Source organism: Hymenobacter sp. B81, assembly GCF_044628455.1.
Taxonomy (GTDB): Bacteria; Bacteroidota; Bacteroidia; order Cytophagales; family Hymenobacteraceae; genus Solirubrum.
Map to the genome: position 1 here is coordinate 883720 of NZ_JBIYZW010000002.1, position 15203 is coordinate 898922.

Annotated in this window: 15 protein-coding genes and 1 riboswitch; of the genes, 7 read left to right on the forward strand and 8 right to left on the reverse strand. The window is 64.1% G+C overall.

Annotation, left to right across the window (positions count from 1 at the left end):
* Positions 1-54: 54 nt before the first annotated feature.
* Positions 55-168: riboswitch (SAM riboswitch) on the reverse strand.
* Between the two features lie 123 nt (positions 169-291).
* The 3 genes from ACE191_RS14875 to ACE191_RS14885 all read left to right on the forward strand — a co-directional run bounded on the left by ACE191_RS14875 (position 292) and on the right by ACE191_RS14885 (position 2881).
* Positions 292-1401 (forward strand): PA14 domain-containing protein, encoded by a 1110-nt coding sequence (locus ACE191_RS14875; protein WP_400193026.1) that lies wholly within the window; start codon positions 292-294, stop codon positions 1399-1401.
* An 81-nt stretch (positions 1402-1482) separates the two neighbouring features.
* On the forward strand, positions 1483-2148 hold the full coding sequence (locus tag ACE191_RS14880) for a hypothetical protein (protein WP_400193027.1): 666 nt from the start codon (positions 1483-1485) through the stop codon (positions 2146-2148).
* Positions 2138-2881 (forward strand): SOS response-associated peptidase, encoded by a 744-nt coding sequence (locus tag ACE191_RS14885; RefSeq protein WP_400193028.1) that lies wholly within the window; start codon positions 2138-2140, stop codon positions 2879-2881. Before ACE191_RS14880 ends, ACE191_RS14885 begins: the two co-directional genes overlap by 11 nt.
* A 9-nt stretch (positions 2882-2890) precedes the next feature.
* On the opposite strand, the gene ACE191_RS14890 is transcribed toward ACE191_RS14885, so the two are convergent.
* From ACE191_RS14890 to queA, 5 genes are all read right to left on the reverse strand, one after another.
* The gene (locus ACE191_RS14890) at positions 2891-3106 is read right to left on the reverse strand and encodes a hypothetical protein (protein WP_400193029.1); all 216 of its coding nucleotides are present in this window, start codon (positions 3104-3106) and stop codon (positions 2891-2893) included.
* Between the two features lie 165 nt (positions 3107-3271).
* A complete protein-coding gene (locus ACE191_RS14895) occupies positions 3272-3595 on the reverse strand; it encodes a hypothetical protein (protein ID WP_400193030.1) in 324 nt (107 codons plus the stop codon).
* 264 nt (positions 3596-3859) lie between these two features.
* Positions 3860-4660, reverse strand: coding sequence for an enoyl-CoA hydratase-related protein (locus tag ACE191_RS14900; RefSeq protein ID WP_400193031.1), 801 nt, complete (start codon positions 4658-4660; stop codon positions 3860-3862).
* Positions 4661-4723: 63 nt separating this feature from the next.
* On the reverse strand, positions 4724-5416 hold the full coding sequence (locus tag ACE191_RS14905; protein WP_400193032.1) for a 2-C-methyl-D-erythritol 4-phosphate cytidylyltransferase: 693 nt from the start codon (positions 5414-5416) through the stop codon (positions 4724-4726).
* 163 nt (positions 5417-5579) lie between these two features.
* Complete coding sequence (gene queA / locus ACE191_RS14910) at positions 5580-6632, reverse strand: tRNA preQ1(34) S-adenosylmethionine ribosyltransferase-isomerase QueA (protein WP_400193033.1); 1053 nt, start codon at positions 6630-6632, stop codon at positions 5580-5582.
* Between the two features lie 242 nt (positions 6633-6874).
* Between queA and ACE191_RS14915 the strand changes: the two genes are divergently transcribed.
* From ACE191_RS14915 to ACE191_RS14925, 3 genes are all read left to right on the forward strand, one after another.
* Positions 6875-8140, forward strand: coding sequence for an ABC transporter permease (locus ACE191_RS14915; RefSeq protein ID WP_400193034.1), 1266 nt, complete (start codon positions 6875-6877; stop codon positions 8138-8140).
* A 250-nt stretch (positions 8141-8390) separates the two neighbouring features.
* Entirely contained in the window at positions 8391-9254 is an 864-nt protein-coding gene (locus ACE191_RS14920) for a TIGR00730 family Rossman fold protein (RefSeq protein WP_400193035.1), read from the forward strand.
* Positions 9255-9440: 186 nt separating this feature from the next.
* Positions 9441-10610 (forward strand): lycopene cyclase family protein, encoded by a 1170-nt coding sequence (locus ACE191_RS14925; RefSeq protein ID WP_400193036.1) that lies wholly within the window; start codon positions 9441-9443, stop codon positions 10608-10610.
* A gap of 116 nt (positions 10611-10726) precedes the next feature.
* Here the strand turns inward: ACE191_RS14925 and ACE191_RS14930 are convergent, their stop codons facing one another.
* From ACE191_RS14930 to ACE191_RS14940, 3 genes are all read right to left on the reverse strand, one after another.
* Positions 10727-11389 (reverse strand): ABC transporter ATP-binding protein, encoded by a 663-nt coding sequence (locus tag ACE191_RS14930; RefSeq protein WP_400193037.1) that lies wholly within the window; start codon positions 11387-11389, stop codon positions 10727-10729.
* Positions 11390-11560: 171 nt separating this feature from the next.
* Entirely contained in the window at positions 11561-11782 is a 222-nt protein-coding gene (locus ACE191_RS14935) for a DUF2795 domain-containing protein (RefSeq protein WP_022821757.1), read from the reverse strand.
* A gap of 112 nt (positions 11783-11894) precedes the next feature.
* On the reverse strand, positions 11895-13214 hold the full coding sequence (locus tag ACE191_RS14940) for a DUF349 domain-containing protein (RefSeq protein WP_400193038.1): 1320 nt from the start codon (positions 13212-13214) through the stop codon (positions 11895-11897).
* 293 nt (positions 13215-13507) lie between these two features.
* Here ACE191_RS14940 and ettA point away from each other — a divergent pair, with 293 nt between their 5' ends.
* Entirely contained in the window at positions 13508-15175 is a 1668-nt protein-coding gene (gene ettA / locus ACE191_RS14945; RefSeq protein ID WP_400193039.1) for an energy-dependent translational throttle protein EttA, read from the forward strand.
* Positions 15176-15203: the final 28 nt, after the last annotated feature.

A 15203-nucleotide genomic window follows, 5' to 3' on the forward strand; every position in this document is an offset into this window, starting at 1 on the left:
AGGTGCGCGCTAGCGTATCCAGAAAGCCCCGGCGCCCCGAGAAGGTGCCGGTTCCGCTCATCTTTTCCGAACGCGAAACTCGCTTCGGATGGGAGTTAGCACCTCCGCCGCAGTGGCTGGTTGCTAAGACGTCACAGGGCCCAGTCCCTCGGTCTTTCTGGATAAGCTGCAGCGAAGATACGACAGCCGCCCCGAAAATGAAACCGCGCCCGGCGCCGGGAAAAGGCTAGCCGGTAGCCCGGGACGCCCGCCGCACACGGAATACTTGGCGCCCGGCGTTATCATTAAGCTATGAAACCCTTGTTGCTTTCCGGACTGCTGGCCCTGCTGCCGCTGCTGAGCCGCGCCCAGACCTCGGCCCTGCCCACCGGCACCGGGCTGCAGGCTTCCTACTACAACGGTACCAACTTCCAGCGCCTGGTGCACCGGCGTATCGACCCCGCCATCGACTTCAGTTGGAAAAAGCAGCCGCCCGTGCCGGGCCTGGGCGGCGAGTACTTCTCCGTGCGCTGGGAAGGCTGGATTCTGGTGCCGGCCACGGCCGAGTACGAGTTTTCCACCGTCATGGACGACGGCCTGCGGGTGTGGCTGGGCGGCAAGCAGCTCATCAACGCCTGGCGCGAGCAGGACCACGTACCCGCCACCGTGCGCATTCGCCTCGAAGCCGGCCGCTACTACCGCCTGCGCGTCGATTACTTCCAGACCATCCTCGACAGCCGCGCCCTGCTGCGCTGGCGCCGCGCCGACCGGGCCGAAGACTTTGTGCCCGTAGGGCAGCAGGCCCTGTTTGCCGCCCTGCCGCAGTCGGCCCGGCCCGTAACCGCCGCCAAGCCCGCACCCGCCCCGCCGCCGGTAGCCGCTGCCCCCAAGCCGGCCATCAAAATCACGCCTACCCCGACGGCCGTAGTAGTAGGCCGCCGGGCCGTTTCCGCCGCCCGGCCCGCCGTGCGCCCCGCTGCCGCTCGTTCGGCTGCAACCGAGCAACTCCCCGCGCAGGTTACTCTGGGTCCCGCGGCAGCCGCTCCCACCGACTCGCTGCCTGACTTCTCCACCCTCAGCAAGGGCACCACCGTCGAGCTGCGCCAGCTCTACTTCGAGCAGGGCAAAGCCCGCATGCTGCCTTCCTCCCAGCCCGAGCTCAACCGCCTGCTGCGGGTGCTGCAAACCCAGCCCAGCCTGCGCCTCGAAATTGCCGGCCACACCGACAACGTGGGCGACGCCGCCAAAAACCTACAGCTCTCCCAGCAGCGCGCCGCCCTGGTGCGCCGCTACCTCGTCGGCCGCGGCATCGACTCGCTGCGCCTGCTGGCCCAGGGCTACGGCGGCACCCGCCCCGTGGCCGACAACGCCGACCCCCGCCAGCGCCCCCGCAACCGCCGCGTCGAAGTCATCGTCCGGTAGGGAAGGGCAGCGTGTTTAGGCAGAGTCAGCTCGCCCGTTAGTCGCAGTGCCCAGAATAATACCCACTTGTTTTATTATGTTATGCTTCCGCTTGCTAAACCCGGCTTTGGCCTCTGCTTGCTGATCCTCGCGGGCTCCTGCACCATCAATAGGGAAACGCTAACCACGGCCGCCGATGAGTCGTCAAAACCCGCGGCCAAGCCTGCGGCAGCGGCCCAGGCCCAAAAGGACGCGTGGCTATTTCAACAGGTAGCCGGCTCGGTGCTGAAGTTCCGCGACGGTCAAGAGTACGATACCCGCCTACTGCAGCCAGCCTACATCGGCCAGATAGCCAACGGTCGCCAGGCGCCCTATCTCATCTTCGCAGGCCGCTACTGCAACCAGTGCGACGCCAACCCCGGCCTCTACATCCACTCCCCGGCCAATGGAACCCTGGCAGTGGCCAACGGCCAGAACCGCTACGCCCGGCCGGGTACCGAACACTACTACGCCGACTACTCACCTATTTACCGCGCTCGGGCATTCTACGGACAGGTGCTGGACAACACGAAAGGCGTCATCTGGTACCAGCAGCACCGGCAGGCCGATAACAGCTGGCGGAAGTCTGTGTTCCTGGTCGCGCTGACACCGGGCGGTCAGCGCGATACCACCTTGGCCGATCAGGGCCAGCTCGCAACCACTTTGAAGCTGCTAAAGCAAGGCCAGTGTAGAGAGATTGAGGGCAGTGACTATCCCAGTGAGCCTTGACCTACCTTCGCTGCCCAACACCACCCCCCGCTTCTACGTTGAGGACCCCAAGACCCCAAAAGCTATGTGCGGCCGCTACACCTTCATTTCGCCCACCCCCGGCGTCGAGCAGCGCTTCGAGGCCGGATTCGATCAGCCCCTGGCGGCCACCTACAACGCTGCCCCCTCCCAGGCCCTGCCCGTCATCACCAACCACGCGCCCGGCCGCATCCAACTGCTGAACTGGGGCCTGGTGCCCGCCTGGACGCGCGAGCTGAAGCAGGCCCCCCGCCCCATCAACGCCCGCGCCGAAACCCTGGCCGAAAAACCTTCCTTCCGCCAGCTGCTGCAGCGCCGCCGCTGCCTCGTGCTGGCCGACAGCTTCTACGAGTGGGAACAAGCCGCCGGGCGCGGCAAGGTGCCCCACCGCATCCTGCGCCACGACGAGCAGCCATTCGCCTTTGCCGGCCTCTGGGACGAGTGGGCCGACCGCCAGACCGGCGAAGTAGTGCCCACCTTCACCATCATCACCACCGAGCCCAACGAGCTGATGGCCCGCCTGCACAACCGCATGCCCGTCATCCTGCCCGACCGCGCCGCCGAGCTGGCCTGGCTCGACGACCACGAAAAAGCCGCCGGGCACCAGGCGCTGCTGCGCCCGTTGCCCGACGGCATTCTCAAGGAATACACCGTGACCACGCGGGTCAACTCCCCGGCCCACAACGACCCTGCGGTGCTGGAGCCGGCGGCGTAGCGCCCGGGGCTAGAAGCCCCCGCGCATGCGGTTGCGGCGGCGGGCCGCCATGCGGCGCTTGGCCTTGCGCTTTTTGCGCTTGAAGGCCGCGTAGCTGCCGGCATCGTTGGTCGAAAAAGCCGCGGCCTCCGTCGTTACCGGGGCAGCCGCCGTTTCAGCAGCACTCGATTCCAGAGGCGCCGAAACCAGTACGGCAAACAGCAGGGTGTAGCAGAGCGTTTTCATAGCAAAGGAGGTTGTATTATTCGGGGCGGGTGTGAGCTTTCTGTGCTGCAAGATTACAGCCGCGCCTTGTCGTAGTGCAACCACATGATGATGTGAAACGCAATTCGCCCCGCCCAACTACCGCGTAGTAGCTGGGCGGGGCGAAGCAGGTAAGCCCTTGAAAGTCTATTGCTTGTTCTTCGGGCCTTTGTCGTCTTTAGCCGGTTGTTGGTTGTCGTCGCCATCGGTAAAGTCCTCAATGGCGTCGCTGATTTCGTCGGAATAGCGCGTAAGCACGAACACGGCACCCACGGCCAGCACGGCAATGCCGAGCACCATCTGCGTGGGCGTTAGCCGGCGGCTGGCCTTGCGCAGCAGCTGCCCGCCGTGGCGCAGCAAATCTTCCATGTGCTCGTTGTTGCCCTGAATGACGTGGTAGGCGCTTTCGAAGGTGCGCGCAATGTCTTCAGGCATAATCTTTTCGAGGTGTTGCTCCAGTTGAGTGTCCATAGTTCAGCAGGCGAAAGAGGTTCGGAAGGGGTTGGCTGTAGGTTCAGAATCGGCCGGGGCCGTGGGGCGTGTACGCAAAAAGCCGCGTGGGGGTGAGCCCCGCCCGGGAAAATTTCCCCTGCCCGCTTTAGCGCCCCGGTTCGGGTTTCCGCTTGCTTGCATAGTGCCCCGGCAAGCCCGCTCCGGCATCGACTCGTCGGTATAGGCCAACGGCTGGCTTCCTGATGCAGAAACCAGCCGTTGGCGCACCGTTGCAGCGCGGACTTATTTGCCCTGAAACACCGGCTTGCGCTTTTCGCCGAAGGCCTGCACACCTTCCTGGTAATCGGCGCTTTCGCCCGCAATCTGCTGGCAGTAGGCTTCGTAGTCGAGCATCTCGTCGAGCGAGGCCGCTCCCGATTTATTGAGCATCTGCTTGATGAGCCCGATAGCCTTGGTGGGCGCCGCGGCGTAGCGGGCAGCCAGCCCGTAGGCAGCCTCGTCGAGCTGCTCGGGCGCCACCACCTGGTTGACCAACCCAAGGCGCAGTGCCTCTTCGGCGGGCACCTTCGAGCCCAGAGCGCACAGCTCAAAGGCCTTGAGCGAACCCACCAGCCGCGGCAGAAAGTACGAGGAACCCGAGTCGGGCACCAAGCCAATGTTGATGAACACCTCAATCAGCGAAGCTTCCGACGAAGCCACAATGGCGTCGCAGGCCAGGGCCAGCGAGCAGCCCGCCCCGGCCGCTACCCCGTTGAGGCGGCAGATGATGGGCTTGGGCAGGGCGCGCATGGCCCGGATGATGGGGTTGTAGCGCTTGTGCAGCGAGTCGTAGAACGAGCGTTGCCCGCCCTCGGCCGCCACCTGCTGCGAGGCCTTCAAATCCTGGCCCGAGCAGAACGCCCGGCCGGCCCCGGTAAGCACCACCGCGCGCACCTGCGCATCGCGGGCTACCTGCTTGAGGGCGTCCTGCAGCTCGTAGCTCTGCGCGTCGTTGAAGGCGTTGAATACGTCGGGGCGGTTGAGGGTGATGGTGGCCACGCCGTCGGGGCGCACCTCGTAGAGCAGACAGGTGTAGTCGGGCATCGGAAGGGAAAGTTAGACTGGCAAGTTAGCAGGCCAGCCGCAGTCTGGGGCCGCGCCGGCTGTTCAGCGCAGCAGCGCCTCGGCCAGCAGCAAGTCTTCGGGCGTGGTAATTTTCAGGTTGCGGTAGTCGCCCTCCACCAGCCGAATGGGGTGCAGGTCCTCCACCACGCTGGCATCGTCGGTGAAGGTGGGTAGCTCAGGCAGCTGGTAGGCGCGGCGCAGCAGCTCCAGCTCGAAGCACTGGGGCGTTTGCACCAGCCGCAGCCGCGCGCGGTCCAGGGCGTACGAGCCGTCTTTCGACAGGCCCCGCACCGAGTCCTTGGGCGCCACGGCCGCAATGGCGGCGCCGTGCTCGGCGGCGGCGGCGTAGGTGGTTTCAATCACGCGCAGCGGCGTGAGCGGCCGCACCCCGTCGTGCACGGCCACGGTGCCGGCCGCGCAATCGACCAGCGCGGCCAGCCCGCGGCGCACCGAAGCCCAGCGCGAAGCCCCACCCGCCACCACTTCGTGCGGAATGCTCACGCCGTGGGTCGCGCACAGCTCCTGCCAGGTGGCAAACTGGTCGGCGGGTAGCACCAGCACGATGCGCGCCACGCCCAGCTCGGGGGCCGCAAAGCGCCGCAGCGTGTGCAGCAGCACCGGCTCGTGGCGCAGCAGCAGAAACTGCTTGGGCCGGTCGGCGCCCATGCGCGTGCCGCTGCCGCCCGCCACGATGATGGCGTATCGGTACTGGGGTGATGGGGTGACAGGTGACACTGGCTTTGGGTAACAGGTGACAGATAACACGTGACCCGTAACAGGTGACACGCGGAGAATTGAGGTAAAAGTAAAGCCCGGTCGTGGAAACACGGCCGGGCTTTATGGCTTTGAGAGTACCAGCGTGACCTGTTACGGGTCTCCTGTCACCTCATTGCCCTGGTTACAGAATCAGCATGGCATCGCCGTAGCTGAAGAACTTATACTTCTCCTTGATGGCCAGCTGGTAGGCTTCGATCAGTAGCTCGTGGCCGGCAAAGGCCGAGGCCATCATCATCAGCGTGCTTTCGGGCAGGTGGAAGTTGGTCAGCAGCGAGTTGGCAATCTTGAACTCGTAGGGCGGGAAGATGAACCGGTCGGTCCAGCCTTCGGTGGCCTTCAGGCGGGCGTTGGCCGACACCGACGACTCCATGGCGCGCATGGAAGTGGTGCCAATGGCGCACACGCGCTTTTTGCGGTCGAGGGCACGGTTCACAATCGTAGCTGCCTCGGCGGGCACAATGAAGTTCTCCGAGTCCATTTTGTGCTTGGTCAGGTCCTCCACGTCGACGGGGCGGAAGGTACCCAAACCCACGTGCAGGGTAACCGAAGCCACGTCCACGCCCTTGATTTCCATGCGCTTCATCACCTCGCGGGTGAAGTGCAGGCCGGCCGAGGGAGCGGCCACGGCGCCGGTGTTCTTGGCGTAGATGGTCTGGTAACGCTCCTTGTCGGCCGCTTCCGGCTCGCGCAGGATTACCTCCTTGGGCAGGGGCGTCTCGCCCAAATCGTGCAGGGCCTTGTAGAAGTCCTCGTCCGAGCCGTCAAACAAAAACTTGATGGTGCGCCCGCGCGAGGTGGTGTTGTCGATTACCTCGGCCACCACGATGCCGTCGTCGTCGAAGTACAGCTTGTTGCCCACCCGAATTTTGCGGGCCGGATCGACCAGCACGTCCCACAGGTGCAGCTCCTTGTTGAGCTCGCGCAGCAGGAACACTTCGATTTTGGCGCCGGTTTTCTCCTTGTTGCCGTAGAGGCGGGCCGGAAACACCTTCGTGTCGTTCACCACCAGCACGTCGCCCTCGTCAAAGTATTCGATGATATCTTTGAAGGTGCGGTGCTCGATGCGGCCGCTGTCGCGGTGCAGCACCATCAGGCGCGACTCGTCGCGGTTTTTGGCCGGATGCTGCGCAACCAGGCTTTCGGGCAGGTCAAACTTAAATTCGGACAGTTTCATGGCCGTCGGGATGGGCAGGCAAGACCTGGGGTAAATACAAAAAAAATTCGAGTCGCAAAAGTACGTAACGCGGCGGGATATATCGTTACTTTTCGCCCGAAAATGGTGAGGCCGCGCGCGGCTGCCAGCACGAGCGGGCCGCTAAGCAACTGGCTTATTGGCCCCCGCTCCCCGCAGCCGCAGCCAAAGCGCGGCCGCCGCGGTTCTGCCCGCACCATTTCACCTTTTCACCCTTGCACTGAATGAAAACCCTGCGCCTGATCTTCGAAAGCTTCCGGTTTGCCTGGCAGGCGCTGCGCTCTAATCTGCTGCGCACGGTTTTGTCGCTGCTGGGCGTCACGGTGGGCATTTTCGCCATCATTGCCGTGTTTACGGTGGTCGATTCGCTGGAGGCCAACGTGCGCCAGAGCATGAGCTTCGTGGGCGACAAGGTGATTTACGTGCAGAAGTGGCCCTGGGCCTTCGGTGGCGACTACCCCTGGTGGAAATACTTCAACCGCCCCTTGCCCACCCAGCGTGAGTTTCGGGCCCTGCAGCGCGTGCTGCCGGCCAGCAGCCACCGCGGCATTGCCCTGTTCGCGGCCCAGGGCGGCAACACCCTCAAGGCCGGCGACAACAGCGTGGAGGGCATTGCCGTGCAGGGCGTCACCTACGACTTCCGCCGCGTGTCCGACGTGCCCGTGACCGAAGGGCGCTATTTTCTGCCCCAGGAAGTAGAAGGCTCGGCCAACGTGGCCGTGGTGGGCTACGAGGTAGCCCACAACCTGTACCCGCACGGCTCGGCCCTGGGGCGGGAGTTTCGCACCCGCGGCCAGAAGTTCACCATCGTGGGCGTGATGCAGAAGGAAGGCAAAAAGCTGCTCGACACGCCCAGCAACGACAACAACTGCCTGGTGCCCCTGGGCGCTTTCAGCAAGATGTTTACCCTGAGCACCGGCGGCATGGGCGGCGGGGCCCAGGGCGTGCTGGCCGTGAAGGGCCGCGACGACGACCCCGGCCTGCTCAACCTCGAGTCGGAAATCCGCGGGGCCATGCGCAACATCCGCGGCCTGAAGCCCCGCGAGGAAGATAACTTTGCCCTGAACCGCCCCGAGATGCTGGCCGACGCCATTTCCCAGCTGTTCAGCGTCATCGGCATTGCCGGCGCGGTTATCGGCTCGTTTGCCATGCTGGTGGGCGGCTTCGGCATTGCCAACATCATGTTCGTGTCGGTGAAGGAGCGCACCAACATCATTGGCATTCAGAAGTCCCTGGGCGCCAAGAACTACTTCATCCTGTTTCAGTTCCTGTTCGAGGCCGTGTTTTTGTGCCTGATCGGCGGGGCGGCGGGCCTGTTCCTGGTGTTCCTGATAACGCTGGTGCCGCAGGATGCGCTCAAGGTGTTCCTCTCCTTCGGCAACATTGCCCTGGGCCTGAGCGTGTCGGTGGTCATCGGCGTGCTGTCGGGCATTATCCCCGCCGTTATGGCCTCCAACATGGACCCGGTTATTGCCATTCGCTCGAAGTAAGCCCCGCGGGGCCGGATCCTGGTTGGGGAATGGGTTGCCGGAGCCGCCGGGAGTAACAATTTTACCATGCCTGGTTGGACCGGCTTAATAAATAACTAATTTGCAGGTCCGTACTTTTGGTCGCTCCGCCTCCCGGCGGAGCGGCTTTTCTTTTGCCTTATTCTTTCCCCTTCACCTTCCGGTTCGCCGCGCCAGACTCTGTGCGGTAGTAAGCTCCCAGGCGGACCCGTCTTAAACCCTCAGCGTGGCCATGACCAAACTGAAAAAAACCAGCAAAACCAAGCTCCAGGAAGAGGCCCACAACGTCGGCAGCGGCCAGACCATCGTGCAGCCCGACGTCAACGAAAACAAGGCCAAGAGCATTAGCGACATCCGCGAGCAAACCCACGGCGAGCGGACGGTGCAGATTGACGACGAGCAGCGCATCCGCAAGGCGTTCGTGGATAAGGACTGGAACGAGATTAAGATTGCCGACTCCTGGCAGATCTTCAAGGTCATGGCCGAGTTCGTGGAGGGCTTCGAGAAGCTGTCCAAAATCGGCCCCTGCGTGTCCATCTTCGGCTCGGCGCGGACCAAGCCCGAAAACCCCTACTACCAGATGGCCGAGGAAATTGCGGCCAAGCTGGTGCGCCACGGCTACGGCGTCATCACCGGCGGCGGCCCCGGCATCATGGAGGCCGGCAACAAGGGCGCCCGCTCCGAGGGCGGCAAGTCGGTGGGCCTCAACATCGAGCTGCCCTTCGAGCAGTTCCACAACATCTACATCGACTCGGACAAGATCATCAACTTCGACTACTTTTTCGTGCGCAAGGTGATGTTCGTCAAGTACGCCCAGGGCTTCATCGGCATGCCCGGCGGCTTCGGCACCCTCGACGAGCTGTTCGAAGCCATTACCCTGATCCAGACCAAGAAAATCGGCCGCTTCCCCATCGTGCTGGTGGGCACGCGCTACTGGCAGGGCATGTTCGACTGGATTAAGCAGGTGATGCTGGAAGACGAGCACAACATCTCGCCCGAAGACATGGACCTGGTGCAGCTGGTGGACGACGCCGAGTCGGCCGTGAAGATCATCGACGACTTCTACAGCAAGTACCTGCTCTCGCCCAACTTCTAAGCAAGCGGGCTGCGGCAGCAGATTGTTTACCGGCGGGTGCGGCAGGGCTGCACCCGCCGGTTTTGTTTGACACCAGTCTGAAGCCGGTTCCGCAGTCGGTTCCGCTCCGGCTGATAACTTCCGCGCTTACTTGGCGGTATTACTTCCGGCGGCGGCAAAGGCCGCCGTTCGTGTTTATTTGTGCCCGTGCGGTTCGACTACGACTACATCATTGCGGGCGGCGGCGCGGCCGGCCTGAGCCTGGCCTACGCCATTTACCGGGAGCCGCGCCTGCGCGAGCGGCGCGTGCTGCTGCTGGAGCCCGCAGCCAAAAACCAGAACGACCGTACCTGGTCGTTCTGGACCGACCAGCCCACGCCCTTCGACCACCTGCTGGCCGGCGAGTGGCGGCAGCTGGCCTTCCGCAGCCCGGGGCTCGACGTGGTGCGGCCCCTGGGCCGCTACCGCTACGCCACTCTGCGCGGCCTCGATTTCTACCGTGCGGTGCACGCCGCGCTGGCCGAGCGCCCCGCACAGTTTACCCGGCTAGCCACCCCCGTCGAGCAGCTCGAAACCACCGCCGTGGGCGCGGCGGCTCACACGCCCCTGGGCACCTTCACGGCCCGCTACGCCTTCGACAGCCGCCCGCCCGGCCTGGAGCGCCGCCCCGACCGCCGCTACCTCTGGCAGCACTTCGTGGGCTGGGAAATCGAAACCGACTTCGACGCGTTTGACCCGGCCACCCCGGTGTTCATGGACTTTCGCGGCCCCCAGCACCACGAGTGCCGGTTTATGTACGTGCTGCCGTTTGAGGCGCGGCGGGCGCTGGTCGAGTATACCTTGTTTTCAGGTACGCTGCTGCCGCGGGAAGAGTACGAGGCAGCCCTGCGCGAGTACCTGCACCGCGAGCTGCGGGGCCGGCCCTACCGCATCCGCGAAACCGAGCAGGGGGCCATTCCCATGACCGACCACGCCTTCGCCGACCGCAGCGGGCCCAACATCGTGCACCTGGGTACCCGCGGCGGGCGGGTGAAGGCCAGTACCGGCTACGCTTTTCTGCGCATGCAGCAGCACGCGGCCCGGCTCACGGCGGCCCTGGCGGCCACCGGCCAGCTGCCGGCAGACCTCACCGGCGACCAGTGGCAGTTTCGCGTGTTCGACAGCCTGCTGCTCGACATCATGCAGCGGCGCGGCGAGCAAACCCAGCGCATCTTCACCGAGCTGTTTCAGCGCAACCCCGTCGAGCGCATCCTGGCTTTCCTGGACGAGCGCACCAGCTGGCCCGACAACCTGCGCATTATGCAGTCCGTCACGCCCTGGCCCTTTCTGCGTTCCATCGTCCACCTGCTGCGCGGCCGCCCGGGGCAAAGACATTGATCATTTATCAATTACCATTTAGCATTTATCAGATGTTCAACGATAGTGGGGTTGTGCGTCGCGGCACATCATTTATCAGGCAGCATGAACGGCTGATAAATGGTAAATGATCAATGTTAAATGTGCAGCGAGGCTTCGTTTTCGAGCCAGGCGCGGGCGGCGGCAACGGAGGCTTCGCTTAGTGGCTCCAGGCTAGGATGGGGGGCCGAGAGGTTGAGCAGGTAGCCGGGCAGGTTGGGCAGCTGGTCGAGGTCGTGGGTGATGCAGAGGATGGTTTTACCGCGCCGGCGCACGCAGTCCTCAAGCAGGGCGAACACGCGGCGGCGGTAGTACACGTCGAGCTGCTGGGTGGGCTCGTCGAGCAGCCAGAGGGCGGCGTCCTGCAGCAGCAGCTGGGCCAGCCACACCAGCTGCTGCTCGCCGCCCGAGAGCTGGGGAAAGTCGCGGTGGGCCAGGTGAGCGGCCCCTACCTGCGCGAGGGCCGCGTCGGCCAGGGCGTAGTCGGCGGGGCCGTAGCCGGCCAGCAGGCCGCGGCGGTGGCGGAAGCGGCCCATCACCACCAACTCGCGCACTTCCACCGGGAAGGTCACCAGGTTGCGCTGGGGCAGGTGGGCCAGCAGGCCGTCGGCGGCGCGGCGCGGCAGCTGCCGCAAATCGTGGCCGCCCAGCTCGATGCGGCCCTGGTAGGGCAGCTGCCCGGTAAGCACCCGGAACAGCGTGGTCTTGCCCGCGCCGTTGTGCCCCACAATGGCCACGAAGGCCGGCCCGGTAAGGCGCAAAAAAAGGTTGCGGAGCAGAACGCGTCGTTCGTACCCCGCAACCAGATTTTCCACGGCGAGCGTGGGAAAGGAGTGGTCCGTTGTCAGTTGTGAGTTGTCAGTCTGCAGACTCATCAGGCAGGTGGCTTCAGGCCCCAAAGATCCTGACAACCGACAACTAATAACCAGTTCCTAGTATTCGTCTTCGTTGAACATGAAGTCTTCTTTGGTCGGGTAGTCCGGCCACACTTCCTCGATGCTCTCGTAGGGCTGGCCATCGTCTTCGAGGGCCTGCAGGTTTTCTACTACTTCCATCGGGGCGCCCGAGCGGATCGAGTAATCGATAAGCTCGTCCTTGGTGGCGGGCCAGGGAGCATCTTCCAGGTACGAGGCGAGTTCCAGGGTCCAGTACATAAGTCGGGGATGAACGAAAAAGGTGGGTAAAAGCAGCGCGCAGGCGCCTACAAAAATCTAGCCGGGGCTTGGGAGTGCCAGCGTGGCAGCCATGTCCGGCCAACGTAAACTATCAGGAAATGTTGGCCGTGCCGGCGTAGCGCCGCCGCACCAGTTCCATGAGGTCGTTTTTGGTGCGGATTTTCCGCTCGAACGTGCGGATTTTGCTCTGCAGCATGTTGCGGAATGCCTCGTTGGCCGGCGCGTCGCTGAGCTTGCCCAGGTTTTCCTCCAGCACGGCCTGCTCCTGCCGGTCGAACTTGATGAAGTCGCGCAGGGCCGTCAGGCGCAGGTTCAGCTGCTCCTGCGGGCCGGGCTTGGGGCCTTCCAGCGGAATGCGCTTGCGCACGTAGTGTTCCAGGGCGCTGAGCTCGAAAATCCGGTCGCAGGCCGAGAGGAAGGCCTCCCACACCCGGTCCGACTCTTCGCCGCGCACCGGGCCTACCTTTTTCCAGGCAGCCTGCAGCTCCTTGGCGCGGCTCACGGCCTCGTTCATGGGGCGCTCCAGCAGGGCCTCGGCCTCGGCCACCAGGGCGCGCTTGCGGCCCAGGTTGTCGTCCATGTACGTGTCCTTGGCCTCCACCCGCTTGGAACTGATGTGGTCCTTGAGGCGGTCGAAGAAGCGGTTGTGGGCGGCGCGGAAGCGCGTCCACAGCTCGTTGGCCTGCTTGCGGGGCAGCGAGCCGCCCACGTCCTTCCATTCCTGCTGCAGCTGCTTGAGCTTCTGGGTGGTGCCCTCCCAGTCGTCGGAGTTCTGCAGGGCTTCCGAGCGTTGAATCAGCGCCTTGTACTTGTCGAAGGCGCGGTTGGTCATGGCCTTCTTGTCGGCCTGGAAGGCTTTGCGGCGGGCGAAGAAGTGGTCGACGGCGGCCTGGAAGCGCTGCTCGATTTCATCGGTGACTTCCTTGTTGACCGGCCCGGTCTTGATCCAGGCCTGGCGCAGGTCCTTGAGCTGGTCGGCGCCGCCCTGCCAGTCCACCGTGTCGTGCAGGGCCTCGGCGTCCTCGATGATCTTGATCTTGGTGGCCAGGTTTTTCTCGCGGTTGCGCGACACCAGGGAGCGAATGTCGTCTTCGGCCTGGGTAAGGCGGCGGTGCAGCTCCTCGAAGTCGCCCAGCCCGTCGAAGGAGGCAATCTGCTCCTTCAGGTGCAGGGCTTTCATCAGAAACGAACCCTTGTTCTCGGATTCGGTGATGCGGGCCAGCAGGTCGTCGACTTTGGCGCGGAAGGCCTCGAAGCGTTGGGCAAAGTAAACAAGGGCAGCCTCAGGGGTATCCTTGACTTGGCCGACCTGGCGGGCCGGCAAATCCATGAACGGCCGGAGCCAAACCTGGTCGTCTTGGATGTAGCCAAACTGGCGGGCCTGGTTCAGCAGGTGTTCTTGCTGTTCCATAGGGATAGAGCGGCGGAAATAGGTGTGAGCGGAGAGAAGAGAGGAGCGCGAAAAACGGACGAATGTACGGCTTTTGTGTTTTCCAAAGAAGCACCGAAAATCACTGCCAAACAAGCGCGAATTGCCCGAACGTTGGGCAAGGGGCAAAGGTTGGCTTCCGGTAGGGCAAGGTACTGTAGCGCCCGCACAGTAGCTTTGTGGCTACCGACGGCCCCGGCCGCCGGGCGGTTGCAGCCCGGGCTTCGGGCCCGCCGCCACCGCTGCCTTTCCGACTTCTTTTCCCTTCTGCCCGCATGAGCGACCAGCCCACCATTATTTTCTCCATGGCCGGGGTCACCAAGGTGTACCCGCCGCAGAAAACCGTTCTCAAGAACATCTACCTCTCCTTTTTCTACGGCGCCAAAATCGGCGTGCTCGGCCTCAACGGCTCGGGTAAGTCCTCACTGCTGAAGGTCATTGCCGGCGTCGACAAGCAGATTCAGGGCGACGTGGTGTGGTCGCCGGGCTACTCAGTGGGCTACCTCGAGCAGGAGCCCCAGCTCGACCCCACCAAGACGGTGCTGGAAGTGGTGCAGGAAGGCACCGCCGAAACGGTGGCCCTGCTCAAGGAATTCGAGGAAATCAACGAGGCCTTCGGCGGCGAAGACCCCGACTTCGACAAGCTGCTGGAACGCCAGGGCACGGTGCAGGAGCGCCTCGACCAGCTCGACGCCTGGAACCTCGACTCGAAGCTGGAGCGGGCCATGGACGCGCTGCGCACCCCCGCGCCCGACGCCATCATCGGCAACCTCTCGGGCGGGGAAAAGCGCCGCGTGGCCCTCTGCCGCCTCTTGCTGCAGGAGCCCGACGTGCTCTTGCTCGACGAACCCACCAACCACCTCGACGCCGAGTCGGTGCTGTGGCTGGAGCAGCACCTGCAGCAGTACAAGGGCACCGTCATTGCCGTGACCCACGACCGGTACTTCCTCGACAACGTGGCGGGCTGGATTCTGGAGCTGGACCGCGGCGAGGGCATTCCGTGGAAGGGCAACTACTCTTCGTGGCTGGAGCAGAAGTCGAACCGCCTGGCCCAGGAAGAGAAAACCGAGAGCAAGCGCCAGAAAACCCTGCAGCGCGAGCTGGAGTGGGTGCGCATGGCCCCCAAGGCCCGCCAGGCCAAGAGCAAGGCCCGCCTGGCCGGCTACGACAAGATGGTGTCGGCCGATGCCAAGGAAAAGGAGCAGAAGCTGGAGCTGTTCATCCCCGACGGCCCGCGCCTGGGCGCCCAGGTTATCGAGGCCGAGGGGCTGACCAAATCGTTCGGCGACAAGCTGCTGTTTGAGAACCTCTCGTTCTCCTTGCCCCAGGGCGGCATCGTGGGCATCATCGGGCCCAACGGTGCCGGCAAAACCACCTTGTTCCGCCTTATCACCGGCCAGCTCGAGCCCGACGCGGGCACCTTCGTAGTCGGCCCCACCGTGCAGACGGCCTACGTGGATCAGCAGCACGACACGCTGGAGCCCAACAAGTCGGTGTTTGAGACAATTTCGGGCGGCACCGAAACCATGCTGCTGGCCGGCCGCCCGGTGAATGCCCGCGCCTACGTGAGCAACTTCAACTTCCGCGGCGGCGACCAGGAAAAGAAAGTCGGCTCGCTCTCGGGCGGCGAGCGGAACCGGGTGCACCTGGCCACTACCCTCAAGCAGGGCGCCAACCTGCTGCTGCTCGACGAACCCACCAACGACCTCGACGTGAATGCCATCCGGGCGCTGGAAGACGCGCTGGAAAACTTCGCCGGCTGCGCCGTCATCATCAGCCACGACCGGTGGTTTCTCGACCGCCTAGCCACCCACATCCTGGCCTTCGAGGGCGACTCGCAGGTGGTGTGGTTCGAGGGCAACTTCTCCGACTACGAGGAAGCCAAGAAAAAGCGCCTGGGCGACGTGGAGCCCAAGCGCGTGCGCTACCGCAGCCTGAACTAAGGGCGAACCTGAGTTTGAGTAAACGCGC